At 35.6% G+C, this 19,335-nt stretch carries 23 protein-coding genes; 17 read left to right on the forward strand and 6 right to left on the reverse strand.

From position 1 onward, the window contains the following. The first annotated feature begins 123 nt into the window (after nucleotides 1-123). From ACKVEV_RS03230 to ACKVEV_RS03255, 6 genes are all read left to right on the forward strand, one after another. The gene (locus ACKVEV_RS03230; RefSeq protein ID WP_409368962.1) at nucleotides 124-351 is read left to right on the forward strand and encodes a hypothetical protein; all 228 of its coding nucleotides are present in this window, start codon (nucleotides 124-126) and stop codon (nucleotides 349-351) included. Between the two features lie 613 nt (nucleotides 352-964). Continuing rightward, the gene (locus tag ACKVEV_RS03235; protein WP_409368964.1) at nucleotides 965-1,240 is read left to right on the forward strand and encodes a FadR/GntR family transcriptional regulator; all 276 of its coding nucleotides are present in this window, start codon (nucleotides 965-967) and stop codon (nucleotides 1,238-1,240) included. Nucleotides 1,241-1,449: 209 nt separating this feature from the next. Continuing rightward, nucleotides 1,450-1,584 (forward strand): hypothetical protein, encoded by a 135-nt coding sequence (locus ACKVEV_RS03240; protein ID WP_409368965.1) that lies wholly within the window; start codon nucleotides 1,450-1,452, stop codon nucleotides 1,582-1,584. Nucleotides 1,585-1,605: 21 nt separating this feature from the next. Continuing rightward, nucleotides 1,606-2,454 (forward strand): acetyl-CoA carboxylase, carboxyltransferase subunit beta, encoded by an 849-nt coding sequence (gene accD / locus ACKVEV_RS03245; RefSeq protein WP_409368967.1) that lies wholly within the window; start codon nucleotides 1,606-1,608, stop codon nucleotides 2,452-2,454. Further along, a complete protein-coding gene (locus tag ACKVEV_RS03250) occupies nucleotides 2,447-3,403 on the forward strand; it encodes an acetyl-CoA carboxylase carboxyltransferase subunit alpha (protein WP_409368968.1) in 957 nt (318 codons plus the stop codon). The genes accD and ACKVEV_RS03250 overlap by 8 nt, the downstream gene beginning before the upstream one ends. Nucleotides 3,404-3,729: 326 nt before the next feature. Further along, entirely contained in the window at nucleotides 3,730-4,170 is a 441-nt protein-coding gene (locus tag ACKVEV_RS03255; protein ID WP_409368969.1) for an NUDIX hydrolase, read from the forward strand. 635 nt (nucleotides 4,171-4,805) lie between these two features. Here ACKVEV_RS03255 and ACKVEV_RS03260 read toward each other — a convergent pair. Beyond that, the gene (locus tag ACKVEV_RS03260; RefSeq protein WP_401008925.1) at nucleotides 4,806-5,228 is read right to left on the reverse strand and encodes a MarR family winged helix-turn-helix transcriptional regulator; all 423 of its coding nucleotides are present in this window, start codon (nucleotides 5,226-5,228) and stop codon (nucleotides 4,806-4,808) included. A 103-nt stretch (nucleotides 5,229-5,331) separates the two neighbouring features. On the opposite strand from ACKVEV_RS03260, the gene ACKVEV_RS03265 reads away from it, so the two are divergent. The 4 genes from ACKVEV_RS03265 to ACKVEV_RS03280 all read left to right on the forward strand — a co-directional run bounded on the left by ACKVEV_RS03265 (nucleotide 5,332) and on the right by ACKVEV_RS03280 (nucleotide 8,700). Then, the gene (locus ACKVEV_RS03265; RefSeq protein WP_409368970.1) at nucleotides 5,332-6,318 is read left to right on the forward strand and encodes a YhdH/YhfP family quinone oxidoreductase; all 987 of its coding nucleotides are present in this window, start codon (nucleotides 5,332-5,334) and stop codon (nucleotides 6,316-6,318) included. Nucleotides 6,319-7,036: 718 nt separating this feature from the next. Continuing rightward, nucleotides 7,037-7,591, forward strand: coding sequence for a hypothetical protein (locus tag ACKVEV_RS03270; RefSeq protein ID WP_409368971.1), 555 nt, complete (start codon nucleotides 7,037-7,039; stop codon nucleotides 7,589-7,591). Nucleotides 7,592-7,764: 173 nt separating this feature from the next. Further along, nucleotides 7,765-8,052 (forward strand): hypothetical protein, encoded by a 288-nt coding sequence (locus ACKVEV_RS03275; protein ID WP_409368972.1) that lies wholly within the window; start codon nucleotides 7,765-7,767, stop codon nucleotides 8,050-8,052. Nucleotides 8,053-8,214: 162 nt separating this feature from the next. Next, complete coding sequence (locus ACKVEV_RS03280; protein WP_409368973.1) at nucleotides 8,215-8,700, forward strand: hypothetical protein; 486 nt, start codon at nucleotides 8,215-8,217, stop codon at nucleotides 8,698-8,700. A 286-nt stretch (nucleotides 8,701-8,986) separates the two neighbouring features. On the opposite strand, the gene ACKVEV_RS03285 is transcribed toward ACKVEV_RS03280, so the two are convergent. Continuing rightward, on the reverse strand, nucleotides 8,987-11,149 hold the full coding sequence (locus tag ACKVEV_RS03285) for a peptidoglycan D,D-transpeptidase FtsI family protein (RefSeq protein ID WP_409370489.1): 2,163 nt from the start codon (nucleotides 11,147-11,149) through the stop codon (nucleotides 8,987-8,989). 836 nt (nucleotides 11,150-11,985) lie between these two features. Here ACKVEV_RS03285 and ACKVEV_RS03290 point away from each other — a divergent pair. The 3 genes from ACKVEV_RS03290 (at nucleotide 11,986) to ACKVEV_RS03300 (ending at nucleotide 12,992) form a co-directional block, all read left to right on the forward strand. Next, nucleotides 11,986-12,306 carry a hypothetical protein gene (locus tag ACKVEV_RS03290; protein WP_409368974.1) on the forward strand — a complete coding sequence of 107 codons (321 nt, stop codon included), beginning with the start codon at nucleotides 11,986-11,988 and terminating at the stop codon, nucleotides 12,304-12,306. Nucleotides 12,307-12,357: 51 nt separating this feature from the next. Next, entirely contained in the window at nucleotides 12,358-12,438 is an 81-nt protein-coding gene (locus ACKVEV_RS03295; RefSeq protein WP_409370490.1) for a hypothetical protein, read from the forward strand. 83 nt (nucleotides 12,439-12,521) lie between these two features. Beyond that, a complete protein-coding gene (locus ACKVEV_RS03300; protein WP_409368975.1) occupies nucleotides 12,522-12,992 on the forward strand; it encodes a peptide-methionine (S)-S-oxide reductase in 471 nt (156 codons plus the stop codon). Between the two features lie 177 nt (nucleotides 12,993-13,169). On the opposite strand, the gene ACKVEV_RS03305 is transcribed toward ACKVEV_RS03300, so the two are convergent. From ACKVEV_RS03305 to ACKVEV_RS03320, 4 genes are all read right to left on the reverse strand, one after another. Then, nucleotides 13,170-14,825: a b(o/a)3-type cytochrome-c oxidase subunit 1 gene (locus ACKVEV_RS03305; protein ID WP_409368976.1), complete on the reverse strand. Its 1,656-nt coding sequence runs from the start codon at nucleotides 14,823-14,825 to the stop codon at nucleotides 13,170-13,172. After that, entirely contained in the window at nucleotides 14,812-15,303 is a 492-nt protein-coding gene (locus ACKVEV_RS03310) for a cytochrome c oxidase subunit II (RefSeq protein ID WP_409368977.1), read from the reverse strand. Before ACKVEV_RS03310 ends, ACKVEV_RS03305 begins: the two co-directional genes overlap by 14 nt. A gap of 69 nt (nucleotides 15,304-15,372) precedes the next feature. Next, on the reverse strand, nucleotides 15,373-15,495 hold the full coding sequence (locus tag ACKVEV_RS03315) for a hypothetical protein (RefSeq protein ID WP_409368978.1): 123 nt from the start codon (nucleotides 15,493-15,495) through the stop codon (nucleotides 15,373-15,375). Between the two features lie 233 nt (nucleotides 15,496-15,728). Continuing rightward, entirely contained in the window at nucleotides 15,729-16,196 is a 468-nt protein-coding gene (locus tag ACKVEV_RS03320; protein ID WP_409370491.1) for a chemotaxis protein CheX, read from the reverse strand. Nucleotides 16,197-16,598: 402 nt separating this feature from the next. Here ACKVEV_RS03320 and ACKVEV_RS03325 point away from each other — a divergent pair, with 402 nt between their 5' ends. The 4 genes from ACKVEV_RS03325 (at nucleotide 16,599) to ACKVEV_RS03340 (ending at nucleotide 19,333) form a co-directional block, all read left to right on the forward strand. Next, a complete protein-coding gene (locus tag ACKVEV_RS03325; RefSeq protein ID WP_409368979.1) occupies nucleotides 16,599-16,940 on the forward strand; it encodes a hypothetical protein in 342 nt (113 codons plus the stop codon). A 241-nt stretch (nucleotides 16,941-17,181) separates the two neighbouring features. Continuing rightward, the gene (locus ACKVEV_RS03330; protein ID WP_409368980.1) at nucleotides 17,182-17,796 is read left to right on the forward strand and encodes a pyroglutamyl-peptidase I; all 615 of its coding nucleotides are present in this window, start codon (nucleotides 17,182-17,184) and stop codon (nucleotides 17,794-17,796) included. Further along, on the forward strand, nucleotides 17,780-18,472 hold the full coding sequence (pxpB, locus tag ACKVEV_RS03335; protein ID WP_409368981.1) for a 5-oxoprolinase subunit PxpB: 693 nt from the start codon (nucleotides 17,780-17,782) through the stop codon (nucleotides 18,470-18,472). The genes ACKVEV_RS03330 and pxpB overlap by 17 nt, the downstream gene beginning before the upstream one ends. 3 nt (nucleotides 18,473-18,475) lie before the next feature. Further along, a complete protein-coding gene (locus ACKVEV_RS03340) occupies nucleotides 18,476-19,333 on the forward strand; it encodes a biotin-dependent carboxyltransferase family protein (protein WP_409368983.1) in 858 nt (285 codons plus the stop codon). Nucleotides 19,334-19,335: the final 2 nt, after the last annotated feature.

A 19,335-nucleotide genomic window follows, 5' to 3' on the forward strand; every position in this document is an offset into this window, starting at 1 on the left:
TAGTACAATACAATTATCAACAAAAAGATGATATAAAAAATCAATAGAACATAGCTCACTACATAAAGGCTTTTATTTTGGATTTAAATTTTTGTATAAAGATGTATTTATAGGAGGTTTAATATGGTAAATGAAAAGAAGAATGGAAAAAAGTTGGCTCTATTTATTTCTATAGGACTTCTTTTTGCTTCAGTAGCCGTTTTTATTATAATAACAGCATTTTACAACGTTTATGACCCTTCAGAATTCGGAAGGATAAATGGTGGGGTAGATACAGAAAATATTGGTATCCCTCAAGAGGCTGAAGAACAACGTGAAAAAGTTGGAACTCCTACATCTCCAACAGAATAGAGAAAAAGGGTTAAAAACCATTAATATCAAATAGAACTTCAACCGTCCTAAATTAGAACGGGGTTATGCTTGTTTGAGCTTTTAATATGAAATAATAAAAAAGATTTTAAAATATGCACAACAACTCTAATAAACGTTTCCAAATAAAAGTTTGGAGAGAGACTGAAATCCAAGAAATGCTGTTAAACTAACATTTCTTGGATTTTCCTTTTGTTCATGAGTTGTTACTACAAGATGAATTGCTTTACATTGAGAGAACGCTTGATAAGCGCTTTGGTAGACCTCATGTGAAAATAAAACATGTACAAACGACGAAAAGAATATGAAATTGAAGGGAAATTTAGAAACTGCATCAATTTTTATGCAGTTTTTTCTTTACTTTCAAATAATTATTTTGTAAGATAAAGCCAACTTCAAAAGTGGCCAGACCACTTTTGGATTCATTCAGTAAGAGACGCATCATCTGAAGATGGTGGCTTTTGTTTCTTTTTAGTAGGTATCCAACACCTACTGAATGAAGATAAAGAATTTGGATGCATTGTTTATCTGCGCGAAAGGAAAGCGACAGTAACAATGATTCCAAGGCGCATCGATTGACCGAGGAGTTGATCGTATGGATAAAAAAACCGAACAAAAGAAAGTATTTTTAGATATCGTCCAACAATTACGACAACTTATTAAAATAGAAAAAATACAGGCTGGTGAAAAGTCACCTTCCGAAAGAGTCCTTTCAGAACGTCTAGGTGTCGGGCGATCCTCTGTGAGAGAGGCATTGCGAAGTTTAGAGTTAATAGGTCTTATTGAAACGAGACATGGGGAAGATACGTTTCTAGCTTCTACAAAAGCATCAGTTCGTAGAACTATTGTCGATGTTTATATTAGAAGATGAAAATCAAAAAGGATGTCGCATTAGCGCGACAAATTCATGAAAAAGAAGCCATTCGCGTTATAAGTTGACACAACCAGTGTGAGGCAGTTTTTTTGTAAAGCTAGAGATAGAAAGTACGATTAATTGTCGGGTTGTTTTACGAGAAATAATCATCACGTCAGGAAATCGTCTTTCACTAAAAGTCTGGTTTCAGTTAGCAGTTTATGCCGGTGACCGTTAAAATCGACACTCAACAGAAGATAAAAATTAATCATTCAAACTATGTTGAAATCGATGTAGCTGGCTATGAAAAAGTAGTATTAAAAGCTTACCAACAGTGGATAAATGCTGAACAAGGCATTTAGACAACAAAGGGGGAGTCAAACATGGTAATACGAAGCTTATTTGGTAATAAGAAAGAGGGCGGACAGGAAAAGGGATTTCCAGAAGGACTGATGACAAAATGTCCAGAATGCCGTCACATTCAGTTAACAAAAGAATTAGAAAAAAATCATAAAGTGTGTACAAAATGCGACCATCATTTCAAAATGACTGCACAGGAGCGCGTAGCATATTTCTTAGATGAAGGTTCATTTGTGTCAATGGATGATCATTTACAAACAAGTAATCCACTTAATTTCCCTGATTATGTAGAAAAAATTTCAGTGGCTAAACAACAAACGGGATTAAGCGAAGCTGTACTGACTGGGTTAGGTACTCTTGATGGAGAAGAAATTGTTGTAGCCATTATGGATTCTCATTTCCGTATGGGCTCAATGGGCTCCGTTGTAGGAGAAAAAATCACACGTGCCGTTGAAAAAGCTATTGAATTACGTGTACCGGTTATTATTTTTACTGCTAGTGGTGGAGCGCGCATGCAAGAAGGTATTCTATCATTAATGCAAATGGTAAAAACGAGTGTGGCATTAAAACGTCATAGTGAAGAAGGACTATTATTTATTTCGATCATGACGCATCCAACATACGGAGGCGTTTCAGCAAGCTTTGCCTCTGTTGGAGATATTAATATTGCTGAACCACAAGCATTGATTGGCTTTGCTGGTCGCCGTGTCATTGAAGAAACATTAAGAGAAAAATTACCGAATGATTTCCAAAAGTCGGAGTTTTTATTAGAGCATGGTCAGCTTGATGCAGTTTTCCATCGGAAGGATTTACGAAATCAAGTAGTAATGCTTGTAAAAATGCATACAAAAGGGGGTGTGCATCATGTCTAAAAATTTAGCTTTTGAAGAACCAGTAGTTCAATTACGAGAAAAAATTGATGAATTAAAAACGATTGCTACAGAGGTAGATGTAGATATGACAGGCGAAATCGAAAAGCTTGAAACACGTCTAACACAGCTAGAACAATCTATTTATGCCAATATGAAGCCATGGGATCGTGTACAGGTTGCTAGACATCCAGAACGACCAACAACTTTACAATATATAGAAGCTATGTGTGAAAACTTTATTGAGTTACATGGAGATCGCACATTTGGTGATGATGCAGCTATTCTTGGAGGAATTGCTCTCTTTGAAGGACAGCCTGTAACAATTGTTGGACATCAACGCGGAAAATCAACTAAAGAAAATATTCGACGCAATTTTGGTATGCCACACCCTGAAGGATATCGTAAGGCATTACGCTTAATGAAGCAGGCTGAGAAATTTAAGCGCCCAATTATTTGTTTTATTGATACGAAAGGTGCCTATCCAGGTAAGGCAGCTGAGGAACGCGGCCCCAGTGAAGCCATTGCCAGAACTCTTGCTGAAATGGCGATTTTAACAGTACCAGTCATTAGTATTGTTATTGGGGAAGGCGGAAGTGGGGGTGCCATTGCATTAGGGGTAGCGAATCGCGTCTTTATGTTAGAGAACTCAACGTATTCGGTTATCTCGCCTGAAGGGGCTGCATCGATCTTATGGCGAGATGGTAGTCTAGGGAAGCAAGCTGCAGAAGCAATGCGTATAACAGCACCTGACTTAAAAGAGCTCGACGTTATTGATGGAATAATCCCTGAAATAACTGGTGGAGCACACCGCAATGTTGCGAAGCAAGCATCTTATATAAAAGAATGTATAAGCGTCACACTAAAAGCATTGAATTCTCTAAATGGCGAACAATTAATTGAAAATCGCTATGAGAAATTCAGAAAGATTGGACAATATACAGAGGTTTAAATGCATTTTTGGTTATTGGATATGTGAATTTGTTCGCAAAGAGAAAAAAATGTTTCTTAAATAAATTAATATCCTAAACGATCTTTAACAATCGGGCGCTTTCCTAGTATCAGGAAAGTGCTTTTTTCATTAAAAGGCCATATGCCATATTATTAGTTCAAATTAAAGTGCTGTAGTGTTATTGGTGATAATTGGTATGTGATATGATTAATGGGATATTGTATGGAGTTTCTATAACCGTGCGCATTTCAGCAGAAAAAAATGCGTCTACGAAATGAAATGGGCCAAGTGTTTATGGATAATGTGAAAATTTTAGGGGGTATTTAATGTTTGTAGTAAATGTAGAAGGGGCAATTCGTCGCAATGAGAAATGGCTTTTAATCCGCAGAAGTGAAAAGGAGGAGCATGCTGGAGGAGGTCTCTCATTAGTAGGAGGAAAGTGTGAAATTGAAGGTGATTCGTCTGATATTCTGGAAAGAACATTAAAACGAGAAGTTTTTGAAGAAGTAGGTAGCGAAATTACAGGCATTAAATATGTAAATAGCTCCTCCTTCGTGACAGAATCAGGGATAAATGTAATCGATATAGTTTTCCTATGTCATCATAAATCTGGAGAACCTTACGCTAAAAGTACTGAAGAGGTGGATGATGTTATTTGGATGACTACATCAGAGGTTCTTGCACATACGGAACTACCTTTATTTCTAAAAGAAAACATTAAACTTGCAGAGAAAATACTACAAGATAATTTACAGGTGAAATATTAGTTATACATTTTCCATAATAGGTCGCATTTCTTTAATAAGGAATGTGCTTTTCGCCATTAAAGGGCCATAAGTACTTGTTTATTAGGATTAGTTGTTATAACCATCATGATTTTTTTATACATATACAAGTCACTGATTATGAGTTCAGGAGAAGCGATCATCAATGCAGAAGAAATTTTACAAAATCCACCCAAAGAGTAGAGAAAGATAATTCTTTATTGGGATTTAAAAGACAGCATCGTATTTCTATATCCGAAAAATGGATTGTTGAACAAATTAACAAACAGAAAACAATAGGAAGTGAGAACGGAATATAATGGTATTAAACCGAGGTTGTTATAGATGCTCATACAGGTAGTTTAATTAATATATATGGACCGATGAATTGAGAAGATTCATCATTGAAGTCATATCTAAACTAAATAAATCTATTTAAGAGGCGTGGCTTTTATAAGCAGGCAGCTTCTGTTTTATTGAACTAACGGGGGCTTTAGTTCAATAACGATCTTCAGCAATCCGGTGCGCTTCTGTAACTAGGAGAAGCAATTTTTTTTATTAATGGGCCATTAAATGGAATAACAGCTTAAGATTACCCCATCAAAAGATTATGATGGGGATTATTATAATTTGTTTTTTTAGGAAAAATCGGACTTTATTATTACTTCTAATGCTTTTTTCAACACTTCTGTATCGCTATCTGACAAGTTTTGAAGAACCTTATTATTCAACTTAATTGTTGCAGCTTCAATTTCATCTCTGATTACTTCAGATTTTTGAGTAGCCATCACTAGAACATTTCTACGATTTTTTGGATCAATCGAACGTTCTATTAATTCAGCTTTTTGCATCTTATCTAATATCCCCGAGACAGTAGGGGCTTCTAAATAAACCATTTCTCCAATTTGTTTAGGGGATAATTGTCCTTCTCTCCACAAACAATTCAACACACCATATTGAGCTGGTGTTACGCCATAGTCCTCTAAAAGCTTGCTGAAATATTTAAAAACTTTATTCTGGCTAGCGCTTAGTAAAAAATTAATGCAATCTTTTAATTCCATATTATCTCCTCCATATTGACATTAGTTATAATAACATGTTAGTTTTTGTTATGAAACATTTTTGTTGCAGAAATGTTTTGTATCAAAAAGGGGGCAGGTATCGATGGATACATTCAAGGCAATTGTTGTAAAAGAGGAACAAGAACAAGTAATTTATGGTTTGGAAAATGTTAATCTTGATAGTCTTTCTGATGGCGAGGTTTTAATTAAGGTATCATATTCTTCAATAAACTATAAAGATATGCTGGCTGTTCAAAAAAATGGAGGAGTTATTCGGAATTATCCGATGATTCCTGGAATTGATTTGAGTGGAACCGTTGTTCATACAACAGATGATCGTTACACAGAGGGACAGAAAGTAATTGTTACAGGTTTTGCTATGGGAATGAGCCATACAGGAGGGTTTGCAGAATATGCTAGAGTTTCTGGAGATTGGATTGTTCCTTTACCAGTCAATCTATCCTTAAAAGATGCTATGGTTTTTGGAACAGCAGGGTTTACGGCCGCCCTTTCTATCATGGCTTTAGAGGACAAAGGTATGGATTTAAATAATAATCCCAAGATTCTGGTTACTGGTTCAACTGGTGGAGTAGGTAGTATAGCTTTACAAATTTTATCTAAAACTGGTTACAAAAATATCTCTGCTTTAGTTCGAAAAGAACACCAGATAGCAGTAGCAAAATCTTTAGGAGCAACCGATGTCATTTTTACAGAGGAATTAGGAGTACAAAATAAACCGTTAAATAAGCAAAAATTTGACTTTGTCCTAGATACTGTTGGCGGGGAAATTGCTTCTGTTTTAATACCTCAAATTTCCTACGGTGGAAGTATGAGTATGTGTGGGAATGCAGGAGGTATAAAATTAACATCAACAGTGTTGCCGTTTATACTTAGAGGAATTAACCTTTTGGGAATTGATTCTGTAAATGTACCAATCGAAAATCGTGGTTATATTTGGGGGAAAATAGCGGATGAATGGAATATTTCCCGAACTACTCTTATAAATGAAATTTCGCTTCAAGATTTACCTCAAACGATTGAAGCGATTAAAAATGGTCGCCATTTAGGAAGAACGATTATTAAATATTAAATAACCAATTCATGATGGAAACAACACTTATCTTACTATGGGCGCACAAAATTTTTGACAACACTATAGATACATGCAGTAATTTCCACCCTTTACCTAACTGGTATAGGGTGTTTTATTATTAAATAATTTATCAACAAAAATGGGTAAACATTTAAAATAAGCCCTATTGTTTGGTTGTTTATTATGTACTCATTTCTTTTCTCTTGTTCAACAATCGGGCGCCATTCTGTAACAAGAATCATCGCTCATTTGCATTAAAGGACCAGATTACGGAATAACAACTTTTTGAAGGTTTACTAAAGGATGATTGGATACTTTTTAACTAAAAGAGTAATTATTTTAAAATTAGGAAGAACTTTGTAGTGAATGGTAACGTCGTAATATTAAGTTATAAAGGGAGGGGAAATATGGGGTTTTGGTATTTCTTGATATTATTTGTAGGATTATTTTTAGTGATTAAGGGGCTACTTGGGATAAAAAGATTAAGCTCAATACTAATTGGATTATTATGTATTTCGTTCTCAATATTTATGTTTTCTCCAGGAAGTGAGGAAATCATTTCGAAATTATTCAATTTGAATTAGAGTGTAGGTGATGTCATTCAAAGTTTACTGGGTCATGAAAAGAGTGAGACCACAAAGATATACGCTCAACTAAGCGGAAAGCTAAGACAAGATTTATACAGTTTTAATACTTTCTAAAAGGAGGATATATAATGAAAGCAACAAAACTCGTATCATTAGCAATACCTATTCTATTATTAGTAGGTTGTGCGGTAGAAAATAAAGAGTCTACTCCTAAGACTGAGCAGTTAAGCCAATCAACAATGAAAACAGTAATATCAGAGAAACAGTATCCCTATTATATTTGTGAACAATTAGTAGAGTTTCAATACATGAAGGATTTATTCATAGTAAACTCGATGGAAGCTATGGAAGACAAAGAAAAAGAAAAAGATATTTTAAAAACAGCAAACAAGATGGATAAGATTTTAGACAATATGGAATTTGTAAAAGTTCCTGATAAATACAAAGACATTCACAAAGACATACAAGTAGGGGTAACAGATGCAAGAAAAGCAATAAAGCTTATTAAAGACGCTAGTAAAGAGGATAAGCCGAATATGCAAGAAGCTGTACTAAAAAGTACTCCACATTTATCAGGAGTGGATGGAGATAATTGGAAAAACGCACTTTATGAGTTAAGTAAGGAAAACAAAGATGCTTATGGTAAAGCACTTGATAAATTAATGAAAGAACAAGCGGAATAATATAGTACCATACAAAAATTATAAAGGAGTTATACGTAAAATTAGTTCTCAACTAACGGGCTGCTTTAGTTTAACAAGAATTATGGTTATAATCTTCCACAATCGGGCGCTTTCCCGAAAAAGATAGGGCATAGTGTTATTGAACGCTGTATTCATTAGGAGGAGGCATTATTATGGAAATACACTGGGTAAATGGACAATATAGAGAAGATAATAGGATTTTTGATTCTCAGTTTGAAGTTTATGAATGGACGGACTCATTGTATCAAGATTTCTCACATCGCTTTTTTAGAGAAGAAAATGTCGGTTATGCAACTCCTGATGCAAAGGTAATTGATTGTTTAACGGAACTAATACCACAATGGGCGGAATACACAAATGTAAATGTTACATTGCATAGAGATAAGATTGAGGTAGACGGTAAAGATCTTTATAGAATTTGGATTTCATATAGTAGATAAAGTTAACAAGCGGAATGTGGTGTTAGAAGCATATATTGGAGACGGAAAACTAACGAAGTGCTTTAGTTTAACAAAGATTTATGACGTATACAAAACAAACCTAATAAACGTTCCTAAATAAAAGTTAGGGAGTAAAACACCCCATTCAATTGAATGAGGTGTTTGTTTTTTACTGCTTATATTCAGTATGTCCTTAACTTAACTTTAGTGAAAGAGGCTATAACAGATTTTCTTGATGAATATTGGATTGAAATAGAAGACTTTGAAAAGCTAGCAAAGGAGCGAGCTAATGCGTCAATTGTTGTTGTAGAAAATAATGAGCGTTATAATCCGATATCAGTACCGAAGACAGTAACGTTAAAAATAGGTTCCAAAGAAGCGAACATTATTTTTAAAGGTTCTTTTGATACACAATTAAACAAAAATACATCAAAGGGAAGGCAACTGTTTTCAGTATTTTACGGTATTTCTTCGGAAGCTGCGGATGCTAATGGAAGTTGGACACAACTAGGCAATGAGGAGTCTTTAATTGATGGTAATACTGTATATAAAATTGCGGTAGGAGGAAAGTACTCGCAAAGTGGTATTATTTCTTCACATATCATAGAGATGGAATTTGATTGTAATTTATATGGAGGAATAAGTTAGAAACCCTAAGTTACTATAACAGAATTTTATCGTTGTATAAATTATACAAAATAATTCCAAAAACGTTCCCATATGATAGTTTTGGCGCATTGAACGTAGAATATCACTATAGTAGGGAATAATAGATATAATTAATATCCATACAAAATGCAACAAAAAAAGCTGAACGAAAAATTGTCAATTTTCGTTCAGTAGTCTTCATTTAAGGACTTATAGGACAGCCACACACTATATTACCATTCTTCTTCTTAATAAACATCTTTGTATTTCCTTTGCATTCTAAATACTATTCAATTATTGATGATTTCTCTTGATCTTCGTTTAATTTTTCTGTATCTGTTTGACGAATTTTTTCTTCTACTAGACTATCTGTTAACCCTTCAGCCTGATATTTATTTTGCAATTCAAAGTATTTATCAAGTACCTGACGAGCGATTATATTATTATAATAAGTACCAGGATTTAAATTAGTTGAAGCCCATGGAATTACTACAGCATAAGCTACCTCTGGCTTATCAAATGGCGCAAATCCCACATGAACCAAATTAATAGTATTTGTATTCCAGCGATTTTTCTGTGGTCCATAGTAAACTACTTCAGCTGTACCTGTTTTACCAGCTGCTGTATATGGTGTATCAAAAAAATAGGAACGGGCCGAACCTTTTGCCCCGTAATATACACGACGGAATCCTTCTTTTACCCGATTAATTTCAGTTTGTGTATTCTCAATTTGATTGAGTATTTTCGGTTCAACCTCAGAAATTAAAGGACCTAATGTTGTACCATTTTTTGAAGGTTTACGTATTTGTTTTAAGAATCTGGGTTGTACACGGTAACCGTTATTGGCTATCGTTGAAACGTATTGTGCTAGTTGTAGCGGTGTATACGTATCAAACTGGCCAATTGTAATATCAAGTACTTTACCCGGCGAATCTGGTTTATTTATTACCCCGTTTGTTTCTCCAGGTACGTCAATCCCTGTTGGTACACCTAACCCCAACTGTGCATAACCGTTACGTAAACGCTGTAAAGTATCATCCTTTAATAACGAAGCTGTCGCCATATATGGATGGTATGTTAATCCACCCATGCTCAAGGCCGTTTTAAACATATAAACGTTTGAGGATTGTTCTAAAGCCATTAAATCATCCATCACCATTCTACCACCAGGATTAAAAATCGACTTTTTCACCAACCCTCTTCCTAATACAATCGGTTCATCAACTTGTCTATCTCCAACTGAAATGGCTCCTTCACGATAACCTGTTAAGACTGTTGCTCCTTTGATTGTAGATCCCATCTCATATGCAGTCGTAAATGTCCCGTAAGAATAATCCGCTAGATACATCTTACCTGCCTCGTCATATTCCACCTTTTTACCAACCACCGATAAAATCTCACCCGTATTAGGATTCATCATGATATAGAAAGCACGGTCTAATAAGCTCCCAGCACCGCCAGACTTCATTTTCAATAAAGCATCCTCCACGATACGTTCTGCCACTAGTTGTAGTTCAATATCAAGTGTTGTTACTAAATCTTTGCCTGGTTCTCCTTCATCAGTCACTAACGTTTCAACAATAGTACCTGCTCTATCAGTAACGTTTTTTATTACTGACTTCTCACCTTGTAAAAGATCTTCGTATTGAGCTTCAAAAAAACTTTCTCCCACACGGTCATTTCGCGAATAGCCACGTGCTAAATAATAGTCTTTCTTACTTTTTGGTATTCCTTTACTTGGTGTTGTAGTTCTACCTAAAACACTCAAAGGTACATGGCGTACACGCTTCCAGTCTGTTGTAGTATTAACACCAGGTAGCTCTGATAATCGTTCAGATACCAATGCAAACTCTTTATCAGTCACATTTTCATTTTTAATAATTTGTGGCGATAAAAGATAGCCAGACGTCATTTCACGATAAATCGCCAACACTTCTAAATCTTGTGGTGATAATTGTGCTAATTCTTCTTCTGAAATACGTTCTAACATACGACGATTATACTCTTCATCCACCTCTTTTTCTGATATGTTTTCCTTGGATAATCTGAATATGTCCATCTCTTCAGTTTTGACTTTCTTCATTGCTGCTTCGCTATTTTTTAAAATCCAAAAATCTTGCTTATCACGAAATGTCACACGGTTAATTGGCATATCAATTAACTCAGCTAACTGTTCTGCAATAGTAAGTATTTCATTAGTTTTTATTTTCGGCATTCTCGTGTATGTAATGGCATTTTCAGGTTTATTATCAATTAAGACACGCCCATAACGATCATAAATACGTCCCCTAGGAACACTCGTATTCACTTGTATTTCCTCTTTACTTTCTACTTCGCCAACGTAATAATCACCCTTAACTATTTGTATATAACCAAGACGGAAAATAAGTAAAGTGAACACAATAAAAATTAATAGAAATAGAATATTCATTCGTAAAGGCAACATCATTTGTTGATTCTCTTTTTCTTTTGATTTTCGTTGACTTAATACTCGTTTACTCAAGTGTTTCCCTCTTCCTTTATAAATGTTATAACTATTAACGGTAACATCATCCGAAACAGAATGGCTGTATTCTCAAAGATTATTGCTTCTCATTTTGCTTTTTCTGATTCTGAACATACATTTGTATCTGTATCTAATACTACCATTTCAGGCTATTTGTTACTCACAACTAACTATATGTAAATTCAACGCAAAAAATAGGAAAAGGTTCCAAAATAATACTTATTCTTATTCAACTAACCTGCGACGTTCGTATTATAAGGTCAGTCAAAAAATCTGGTTAACTATTTTTTATTTAATTTATAGCTAGTTTGTAGCCCGATGAATGGTTCACAGTCTATAACTTCTTAAGAAGCAGCTAAGCTTAATGAAGCTAAAGCAAGAGAAATTTCTGTTATTGTTAAAAAAATACCGTGTTTAAAGTTTTAACACTTCCATGAAATAGAGAATCCCACTGAAAAGCCTATAAGTCAGCTTTTCAGTGGGAGTTTGTGTTGAGTGTTATCTAGGAATTATACTGTTAGTTCATATTGGTAGACAAAACTAATTTGTCTAAAGGTCAGATTTATCGTAATACTAAACAAAGGCTTATGAATGCGCAAATCTTCTTTGATAATATTTACAAATATCTAAATGTTATAGCATCAAGAAATCCTTTACAGTCTTTTTGAAGTTGGTTGTAATGAAAGTAAAGAGGTCTCCTGCGTTAGTAGGGGGCTTTATTTATTGCTATTGTTGGAGTTTAATGATTTTTGAGATAATACCCACGAGGTGGTTCTAAAATGAAAAAAAGTTATATATTGGTTGGTTTTGCGATGGGTATAGTATTAGGTGCAATTGCGATGTTGATTATGAATAAAAATGTTGATTCAAGCATTGTTGAAGATGCAAGAAATGAATCTACAGCAACCGAGGTTAGGGATTTATCTTGGGTAGATGGTGTTCATGGCGATATGCTTGATGTTTGGAAAATTGAAGATAAAACGTTTGATGAGCGACTAGTACAAGAAGTGCTGCTAAATATGGCGCATCTAAAAGGGGAAGTACATGTAGAAAAAGGTTCAATGGAGATGACACCGAAACGAATTGACAACTTGATATAGATCGTTGAAGAAGAGAAGGCGGTCTTTTCTCATTATCAAACATATCTAGAAATATTAAATCGTTGGAAAAAAGGCGATTTTTCAGCAATTTACGATGACCACGACCTATTCTACTCTCTCTATGATAGATGAAGCACGTGTAGTAGACTTAGTAAATACTGTTTTTTCAGCTAGTTTACTGGGAGTGGATTTTTTAAACAAAGAGGAGTGTCGATATGGAAGTAGTATATTTTGCAGGTGGATGTTTATGGGGAGTACAAGCTTTTATAAAAACTCTACCTGGAGTTAAGTTTACAGAAGCAGGAAGAGCTAATGGAACAAGTCATACACTTGAGGGTCATTATGATGGGTACGCCGAATGTGTAAAAACAGAATTTGATCCAACAGTTGTAACAATTAGGGAATTAATGGGGTATTTATTTGAAATCATTGATCCATACAGTTTGAATAAACAAGGACAGGATGTTGGCGAGAAATATAGAACAGGAGTATATAGTGAAAAGCTAGAACACTTAAATGAAGCACAGGCTTTTATTAGTGAGAGAAATGATTATGAGCTTATAGTTGTTGAAGTGTTACCTCTTACAAACTATTTGAGAAGTGCAGAAGAACATCAAGATCGATTAGCTAGATTCCCAAATGATTATTGTCATATTCCAGCAGAAATATTAAATAGGTATAAGTAAGGGAGAGTATTAAAGTAAAGAACAAAACATGCTCGCGAGTGGCTATCAGACAGAGTGAAAGTACATTGCATTGAAAAAGCCGTTCAAGATATTACATGAAGGAGTAGGGGAAGGCTTAAATGGCAAGAAGGTATAAAAAACAAGCAATTTCTCTATAACGAGAAATCGCTTGTTGCTTTACCAAAGCTTAAAGCCTTTTGAGCCTGCTGGTGAATTCGAAATAATTTCGAAGATTGGAATTGTGTAAGCGAAAATGATTAACGCTACTAAAATAACGAGCCATACTTTAAAGTTTTCAAGAATTGGTGGTGTTGGCCCACTACTTTCATGGATTGGACCAATAGGGAATTCCTCTTCACCTTTTGGCGCAAACCAAGCTAATTTGATAACGACGAATGTAATGACTAAAATTGCTATAAATAAAATTGTTCCACCGACAGCTTGCGCAATTTGATATGGAATCCAATCATACGCCTGCTGAGCACCGCCATACTCGGAGTAGTCAGAACGACGAGGAGCACCAAGCAATCCTGCAATATGCATAGCTGCGGACATAATGGTCATACCTACGCCCCATAATACACCCGAAACAATACCAAGCGAATTTAACGACTTCGTTAACGTACGACCCGTTAAATGAGGAATTAACCAGAACGCTGCACCAAAGTAGGTTAAGACAACGGCACTTGCAAATGTTAAATGGAAGTGTCCAGGAACCCAAATTGTATTATGGATCAGTTGGTTCATTTGGTAAGAGGCATTGACAATACCACCTGCACCTCCGGGAATAAACGCTAGCATACCGATGAATGGCACTAAAAAGCGCGCATCTTTCCATGGTAATTTTTTAAACCAGCCAAAAAGCCCTTTACCGCCAAGTTCGCGTCCACGTAATTCAAACGTTGCAAATAGGGAGAATGCGGTCATTAAGGAAGGCACGACAACCGCCATTGTTAAAATAACTTGTATAAATTTCCATGTTGTATCAATACCAGGCTCTGTTAATTGGTGATGTAAACCAACCGGTACAGAGAAGATTAAAAACAGCATGAATGATAAGCGAGCTAATGAGTCAGAGAAAACTTTCCCGCCGATAACTTTTGGAATGACTACATACCATACCATATAAGCAGGCAATAACCAGAAGTATACGAGTGCGTGACCGAAATACCAGAACAATGTACGAGAAAGTAATACATCCACACGTTCAATAAGTCCAAGTGACCAAGGTAATAATTGGGTTAATACGGAAACTGCTACACCTAAAGACGCCACGAACCAAAGTAAATTATTGACTACAACCATAAACGATAAAAGCGGTGAAGTTTGGCCTTTATGTTCTTTGCGCCATTGTGCATAGCGTAAAATTTGTCCTGCCGCACCAATCCAAGAGCCGACTACAACTAGCGTTAGCCCAAGATAAAAAATCCAGTGAGCTTGTAGTGGCGCGTAAAAAGTATAAAGAACAGTTGCTTTATTTAATAGCACCATCACTGCAGCAGCAACTGTACCGATCGTCATGAACCAAAAACCAACCCAACCGAGTAATCGTTGCTTATCTGTAAATGTACCAGATGTACGACTAACACTTGCGATTTGGAAACCGAATATAAAGAACGTTGTCAAAATAAGTCCGAGTAAAACACCATGAACGGTTAATACTTGATAATAGCCTATTCCGGCTGGTAAGGTAAATTGTCCTGAACGTACAAATACTTGTAATAAGCCTGCAAGACCACCTAATAAGAGGGCGATAAATGCCACATAGACATGGGCAAGTGCTAGTTTTGCATCGCGACGATCTACCCTAGCCAAATTATTATTTAGAGTCATTTGGATCCACCACCTTTAGCCTAGAATGCATAAGCGTATGTCCTGTACCGCAGTATTCATTACATACTATTAAAAATTCACCAACTTGGTTGATTTCCGCTACATATTCTGAAATATAACCGGGTTCAAGCATCATATTGATATTTGTACCGGCAATTTCAAACCCATGAATAACATCCTCACTTGTAGCGATAAATTTCACTTTAGCCCCTAGCGGAACTTCAATTTCAGGGGGATTGTAATAGAATGCGGATGCTAAAATAACGACCTCGTAGTCCCAATCCTTCCCTTCAACTTTGTGTACACCTGGATTAGTAAATGGTGCAATTTCTTTTACTTTTTCGTAATCGATGGTTTTCTTATTACTGTTTGGATGCGAACCTTGATGGAATGCACCGATACCCAGAATAATAAGAAATGCAACTAAAGTCGCTACACCAAATACAAGCCAGTATTTCTCGTATTTATGTATGTGCATATTTCTGTCGTCCTTCCTCTGTAGTATTTCTTATTTTTTGTTGATGAAATAGTTCTTTTTTCTATAAAACTAAAAACGTCCAATGAATAAATTGAAGCAGTAAATCCAAATTAAAATAATAATAAAGCCGATACCGAAAACTCCATATAGTGAACCTTTTAGATTATCTTCTGATTTCTTTTTGTTAGCCATTTTTTACTCCCTCCTACGCTGTCATTGTAGCTTTCTTAAAGTCATGATATTAAAATTCAAGTGCTTTTGATGTGAAAAAAATCACACAACCGAGGGGATTGTGTGAAAAAAATGTGAAATAAAAAAGGAGTTGACTCCATTTTAGTCAGCTCCTTTTTGTGCGAATAACGATTTTTCGTATTCATAAATACTAGCTATCTTTGCATAAATTGTATAGTTTGAAAGAGTCAAGATTACGCTGTTATTACTTCTTCCTCAATCGTTAGTAATACCGTTAGCGCGCCGACTTCTGGTATAGTAACGGGTAGTACAAACGCTTTTTCAAAGCCGTATAATTTCGTATTGCCCACCATAACGGTTGGCGGAGTAATATCTATTTCTAAGCTTTCTTGTCCTACCGCTGTACATAGATTACCTGCGATCATGTTGCCAAATTCGCCTGTAAAAGATTCTAACATTTCTCCTTCCAGTGGCATGCCGAACATGGAACTGCCGATACCGCTAAAGATGTCAGGAGAGGAATCTATAATGACACGTCCCTTAACATCGCCAATAAGTCCAATTAATACACCCATTTGTTGTTGTTGAAAGGGTTCCGAAATCATACTTGGCGCTTTTACTTGGATATCCATAGGGATAATCGTTTTTAATGCATGGATTGTCCCGTTTAAAATAGTTTGAAAGTACTTCGAATTACTCATCATTACCGCATCCTTTTTCCGACTTTTCTACATCTTACCATGTTAAAAGGGTAAGATGAAAGTATGTCTTGACGAAATAACGCGAAATTTATATTATATTAATGAGAATGATTTTCAAAATCAACGATTTCATGCTACTGCATACCTTGCTGTAGCTTACTAAATAAGAAGAAAAGGAGCGGTCAGCAATGGCATTCGTATTGATCGGAGCAACGGTGGCTATTTATATTGGAGTGGGGAAATACGTCATGAAACAGGCGACTGCCCATTTAAAATAATAACGCTTTCGTTAGTGCTCCTGTTTTAACAGTTTTTTAAATTTACATGAATATTCGCCTAAAGAGTATGACCTGCGTCATACTCTTTTTTTGATTTTATATTATTAAAGGAAAATTTTTGGGAGTGGAGTTATTTATGTGTTCATTATGTAATTGTAAGGAACTAGTGCAAATAAAAGTGGAAGCAGATATAGGTTCTGATCCGTTATGGTGTAAGGTTTGTGGCTTTAATTTGGATATCGATAAAATGGAAATTTCTCATTCTTTAAAGATACAGCTAAGATCATGGATTAGTGATTATGGTGTTTGGATAAATTGGGATTCTGATACCTTAATTGTTGGAGGTGAAAATTTAGAAAAGCAACATAATGAAATGGGGCTTAAACTAACAGAAAAAGTGAAATACGAGTTAAAAAATATTAATGTTGTATTTCAGCCTTCTACAATGTATTTGGATAGTAATTAAATAGGGAAAGTAATTATTCATTTAATGGTTTTTACTCTTTAATTTATGCCATTTTGCAATTTAGGGCTTCAATTTGATAGTTTACTAGATAAGAAGAAAATTTTGAAAAATAACATTATTTCATAGAATCAAGAGCATTTGTAGCAGTTGTTTGTTAAAATTGAAAAGAAAATAGCTGTTCAACAAAACAAAATTAAAAGGTCGTTCTAAGCAACGTCTAATAGAAATTTAGGTGAAAAACATGACAAAAATATTATTAACAGGATTTGAACCGTTTTTAGACTATAAAATAAATCCAACGATGCAAATTGTTGAAACTTTACATGGCACTAGTATGGATGGCTACGAAATTGTAGGACGTACGCTATCCGTTGATTTTCAGCAATCTGCGCAACAGTTGAAACAATATATTACAGAAATACAGCCAGCAATCATTTTGTCCTTAGGGTTAGCGGGAGGGCGCTATAAAATAACACCAGAGCGCATTGCCATTAATGTCAAAGATGGAGAGCCAGATAACAATGGCTATACACCTGTCGATGAAAGTATTGCTGCTGATGGGGAAGATGCCTATCTAACAAATTTACCGATTCGCCGTATGGTAGAGCGATTAAATAAAGAAGGCTATCCTGCAGAAATTTCAAATACTGCCGGTACTTACTTATGCAATAATATTATGTATGAAGGGCTCGTTTACGCGAAGCAACATACAGGTATTCTGGCTGGCTTTATTCATATTCCTGCATCTTTTGAATTGGCGATTCAGCATGGCAAAATACCAGGTTGGAATATGCAAGATTTACTAAAGGGCATTAAGCTTTGTCTCGAGGAAACCATTCGTGAAGCCAATCATTAAGTTTCCACAGACGATGTGGATTAGCCACAACACAATTCGTTTTGCATTTAATGAAGTAATCTCACAAGAAAACTTTCATATTGTTCAAAAGTTTAATCGGTTTCTGAAAAAAACTTTACAGTCCAACCTTATTGAAAGCGTTGCTAGCTATCATACAGTTACCGCATATGTACAACACAAAATAGATGTAGACTTTTTACAAGAACAATGGCTAGTCATGCAAAGTAACGCTTTAGATGAAGAAACGAGTCGGCAATTGCATATTCCAATTTGCTATGATGAGGAATTTGCTTTGGACATGCAACGTGTCATCGACTATACGGGTTTATCGTTTGAAGAGATAAAAAAAATGCATATGGCGAAAGTATATAGTGTCTATTTAATCGGTTTTTTACCAGGTTTTCCGTACTTAGGTGATTTAGATAGCCGATTATTTGTACCGAGATTAGCGAAACCACGCCCGTTTGTCTCTGCAAGCTCAGTAGGTATTGGAGGGGGACAAACGGGCATATATCCACTCGATTCTCCAGGAGGATGGAATATACTCGGTAAGACGCCAGTCAATTTATTTGATATTCATCGGCAAGATCCGTTTATCTTTTCGCTTGGAGATCAAGTACAATTTTACGAAATTACAAAACAAACGTTTTTAGAATTAAAAAGTAAAGGAGTGTAGCCATTGAAGCCACTTCTTATAATAAAAAAACAAGGTGTATATGGTAGCCTGCAAGACCAAGGAAGATTCGGCTATCGTGCCTTTGGTATTCCTCTTTCAGGGCCAATGGACAAAGTTTCCTTTCAACTAGCCCATCAAATATTAAATAATGCACAAAACCAAACGTCATTTGAAATGTTTATAGGGGGCTTTGAATTTCAAGCTTTAAAGGAGGCCACATATGTATTAACTGGTGCGACTTGTCTTTGTTTAGTAAATGGTAGCCCGATAGAAATGTGGAAAACCTTTCAATTAGTAGCGGGAGATATTTTATCCATCAAAAGTGTAAAAGATGGCTCAATTGTCTATCTTACGCCTCAAGGAGGATTCCATACAGAATCCATACTTGGCAGTAAGTCATGCTTGCCAATTGCAGGACATGCACTAAATGTTGGCTCTATGTTATATGGACAGCCTATAGAGCCGCTACCCTATACAAGAGGGCTTTATGCACCTTATCGCCCGTTATTTCAAACGGCGCTTACAGTAAGAATTTTTAAAGGTCCTCATTTTGAATTATTTACAGACGACAGCAAGCACCAATTTTTAACTAGTCCGTATCAATTTACTGGGGGAAATCGTATGGGCTATTATTTTAAGGGTAGTGTCTTACATATGGAAAACAGGAAAGATATTCTATCAGAAGCGACCCAATATGGGACAATACAAGTGCCACAAAACGGTGAACCTATTGTTTTAATGGCAGATGCCCAAACAGTCGGTGGTTATCCAATTATTGCAACCATACATGAAGATGATTTGCATAAAGTTGCTCAATTGCGCATGTTTAACACAATAAAATTTGCTTTAATGGAGGAATGACT

Source organism: Lysinibacillus sp. 38-6, assembly GCF_046245175.1.
In the GTDB taxonomy this organism is placed as follows: Bacteria; Bacillota; Bacilli; order Bacillales_A; family Planococcaceae; genus Lysinibacillus.

Coding starts and splice junctions, on each gene's coding strand:
- ACKVEV_RS03230 (WP_409368962.1), top strand. CDS start 124: ATGGTAAATGAAAAGAAGAATGGAAAAAAGTTGGCTCTATTTATTTCT.
- ACKVEV_RS03235 (WP_409368964.1), top strand. CDS start 965: ATGGATAAAAAAACCGAACAAAAGAAAGTATTTTTAGATATCGTCCAA.
- accD (WP_409368967.1), top strand. CDS start 1,606: ATGGTAATACGAAGCTTATTTGGTAATAAGAAAGAGGGCGGACAGGAA.
- ACKVEV_RS03250 (WP_409368968.1), top strand. CDS start 2,447: ATGTCTAAAAATTTAGCTTTTGAAGAACCAGTAGTTCAATTACGAGAA.
- ACKVEV_RS03255 (WP_409368969.1), top strand. CDS start 3,730: ATGTTTGTAGTAAATGTAGAAGGGGCAATTCGTCGCAATGAGAAATGG.
- ACKVEV_RS03260 (WP_401008925.1), bottom strand. CDS start 5,228: ATGGAATTAAAAGATTGCATTAATTTTTTACTAAGCGCTAGCCAGAAT.
- ACKVEV_RS03265 (WP_409368970.1), top strand. CDS start 5,332: ATGGATACATTCAAGGCAATTGTTGTAAAAGAGGAACAAGAACAAGTA.
- ACKVEV_RS03270 (WP_409368971.1), top strand. CDS start 7,037: ATGAAAGCAACAAAACTCGTATCATTAGCAATACCTATTCTATTATTA.
- ACKVEV_RS03275 (WP_409368972.1), top strand. CDS start 7,765: ATGGAAATACACTGGGTAAATGGACAATATAGAGAAGATAATAGGATT.
- ACKVEV_RS03285 (WP_409370489.1), bottom strand. CDS start 11,149: ATGATGTTGCCTTTACGAATGAATATTCTATTTCTATTAATTTTTATT.
- ACKVEV_RS03290 (WP_409368974.1), top strand. CDS start 11,986: ATGAAAAAAAGTTATATATTGGTTGGTTTTGCGATGGGTATAGTATTA.
- ACKVEV_RS03300 (WP_409368975.1), top strand. CDS start 12,522: ATGGAAGTAGTATATTTTGCAGGTGGATGTTTATGGGGAGTACAAGCT.
- ACKVEV_RS03305 (WP_409368976.1), bottom strand. CDS start 14,825: ATGACTCTAAATAATAATTTGGCTAGGGTAGATCGTCGCGATGCAAAA.
- ACKVEV_RS03310 (WP_409368977.1), bottom strand. CDS start 15,303: ATGCACATACATAAATACGAGAAATACTGGCTTGTATTTGGTGTAGCG.
- ACKVEV_RS03315 (WP_409368978.1), bottom strand. CDS start 15,495: ATGGCTAACAAAAAGAAATCAGAAGATAATCTAAAAGGTTCACTATAT.
- ACKVEV_RS03320 (WP_409370491.1), bottom strand. CDS start 16,196: ATGAGTAATTCGAAGTACTTTCAAACTATTTTAAACGGGACAATCCAT.
- ACKVEV_RS03330 (WP_409368980.1), top strand. CDS start 17,182: ATGACAAAAATATTATTAACAGGATTTGAACCGTTTTTAGACTATAAA.